The 3,070-nt window shown below is 29.6% G+C and carries 2 protein-coding genes; both read left to right on the forward strand.

All coding sequences use genetic code 11. The features are described 5' to 3' along the window. Positions 1-1,496 (forward strand): DNA/RNA helicase domain-containing protein (locus CXF67_RS09030; RefSeq protein ID WP_102088461.1); only part of this gene is annotated, 1,496 nt, incomplete at its 5' end. Between the two features lie 801 nt (positions 1,497-2,297). Next, positions 2,298-3,070: hypothetical protein (locus CXF67_RS09040; protein WP_145990430.1), on the forward strand; the 773-nt coding region annotated here is incomplete at its 3' end.

Below are 3,070 nucleotides of genomic sequence, written 5' to 3' on the forward strand. Positions count from 1 at the left end.
CAAATGATGAAAGAGCTGTATTAGATGCAATTACAATAATAGGAAGCAGTAAATTTAATAAATCTGCAACACTAGATATAGAATCACAACTTATACAGTATTTGTCAGCAGAAAGCACTTACACTTTGCAAAATGGTAATGGAGGTTTATCACATCACAATTATTATGACAGGGAGTTTTATCGTAATATTTTTATTAAGATTTGGGATCGTTTAAAAAACGAAAAAATTGTTTCAAAAAACTTAGAAGAGATTGAAAATTCCAATCTTTTTAAGTATTCACCATACAAAGCATTAACAACGGATCAGCACCATTCAATAATTAGCATTATTAAACATTTAAACGAGCAAAAAGAAGGAAGCTTATTTATAGAAGGAAGTGCAGGGACTGGTAAAACAATTTTAGCAACATATTTAATGAAGCTTTTGCTATCCCAACTACCAAGCAAAGATGAAATTGAAGATTTTGAAGGTTTTAAAATAGAAGAATACAATTTGCTTAAAATTTTTAAAGATGAATACAAGGATGCTAAAATTGCACTTGTCGTACCAATGACTTCTCTGCGAAAAAGTTTAAAAAATGTATTCAAATCTATTGGTGGTTTAAAAACTTCAATGGTCATTGGACCTTCTGATGTTATAAAAGAGAAATACGATATTTTGATAGTTGATGAAGCTCATCGTTTAGCACAACGGAAAAATATTCCAAACTATGGGTCTTTCGATGCCACAAATAGAAAGTTAGGTCTAGATAAAAAAGGTACTCAACTTGATTGGGTGCTAATGAATAGTAAGAAACAGATATTTTTTTATGATCAAGCACAATCTGTAAAACCATCAGATATACCAAAAGAGAAATTTGATAAGCTAAAACAAAAAGTAAATAATTCTATTAAACTTACATCACAAATGCGAGTTATAGGTGGTTCAGATTATATATCCTTTGTCGATCATTTACTTAATTGTAAACCTTTGGAAAATATAAAAATACCAAGTAATTATGAGTTAAGATTTTTTGATGATTTTGATAATTTTTACAATGAAATTTTAAAAAAAGAAGAGAAATTTGGACTTTGCAGAATGATTTCAGGTTATTCTTGGCAATGGGTTTCAAAGAATGACAAAACTAAATTTGATATTAATATTAATAATATTCAACTACAGTGGAATAATAAACAGATAGATTGGATAAATAACGCAGACCCTTCCAAAGAAGTTGGGTGCATTCATACAACACAAGGTTATGACTTAAATTATGCTGGAATAATATTTGGTGAAGAAATTACTTATAATAAGGAAAGCAAACAAATTGAAATTATTCGCGAGAACTATCATGATAGAAATGGAAAAGCGGGTGTTTACAATGACGATTTACTAAGGGAATATATTATTAATATATATAAAACTATTATGTATCGTGGAATAAGAGGAACATTTGTCTATGCTTGTAACAATAGCCTTAAAGAATATTTCACTAAATCTAAGATGTTTGTATAGTCTAAACAAAATGTAAAGTATATTTATAAGAGTAAAAACTCTATTAAATAGATAAACAATCCATATTCTTAAACTTATTATTCATTTTGTTATGAAAAATATATACACATTAATTATCCTATTAAGCTTAACATCTTGTAGTAATGATCCTGATGTTATAAAGATTAGTCAATCAGAATATTCTATTCTGAAAAGTAAAAGTAATCTTATAGAATCTTATTCTTTAAAAATAGATTCATTAGAAATTGAAAACATGAGAATAAGAGAAAGCCTTTTTAATTGTGATATGGCTTTAACAATTGCTGAAGAGAAGTGATTTTATTTAAAAGAGCCTTGAAAATCATCCTAAATCTAATTTAGTTGTAATACAATTTAAAACCGTTAAGTCAGTCCCTTCGCTCCTTTTCCATTACAGAAATATCAATGCTACTAAGGACTAATCCGCCACAAATTAATTTTATTGCTACTTTCTACCTTGCCCTTCGGGGTTGTGGTATTTTTGCACTATTAATTAGCTTCTCCTGTTCCGTAATTGAGCCGTAAGTAAAACTCCTGCCCTCTTTATGCCGATTGCCACTTGACCAGTAAAATAGGTTTCCGTCAAGTTCTGTCTTGCAAGACCGCCCATCCCTCAATTTTGAAAATACTAAAGTTGTTTACGACACTTCTTCAAGGGTTTACTCGCTTCTCGTTCAACTTCTTTACTCCCACCATAGCTTTCTACTCACAATACAACAGCGGTAGTACCTTTAACCTTATCGCTCAAGACCAACCCATGAAAGGTAAGCCCCATAAGGCGGTTTGACTGATTTACCTATACACTCCAGTCGAGAGACCATAGTTCTCATAAAACTACCCTCTCATCTCAATTACAGTTTTGTTGCTTCTAATTTTATTACTAAATTAAATCCCGAAGCAACACAGGACACACAACTGGGCACAACACCTTATAAAAATAATTGCGGTTTAGTGCTTAATCAAAGGTTCGTTCATTTAGCAAACTTCGGTTTCGGTGGACAGCTAATCGCTTCGAAAGCCCTACGTTTCTTAGCCGAAACCGTTGGCAACAATTATCAATCACACTCAAAAGGAATGACTGAAAAAGAAATAATTGAAAAAATTGATTTATTATTTGAGAAAATAACTGACTTTAATATGTTTTCAATCAACAATATTTTTTTCAAGGAAATAATACCTAATGAAAAGAATAAAGATGAAGTAGAAAACTTCCATAATATTGTGAGTGAAACAAAATTATTCGGAATGAATAAAGACTTGTTTGAAAAATATAATAACAATGGTTGGTTTTCTTTAACCGAAAAAGGAAAGGAATTGAAAATATCCAATTTCGAACTTATTAAATTCACGAAAAAATCTAAACCGAAAAAAATTCATTTATATAAAATAATACCTATCATTTTAACTGTTCTTTTTGGTTCTTTAAATATTTATCAGAAATATGATTATCGTGAATTAAAGAATGATTTTGATTCTGTAAAAATTGAACGTGATTCTGTAAAACAGAAATTGATTTATTTGAATAATAGAACTGTTGAATATAAAGAAAACACATT

The organism is Psychroflexus sp. MES1-P1E (assembly GCF_002836055.1).
Taxonomy (GTDB): domain Bacteria; phylum Bacteroidota; class Bacteroidia; order Flavobacteriales; family Flavobacteriaceae; genus Psychroflexus.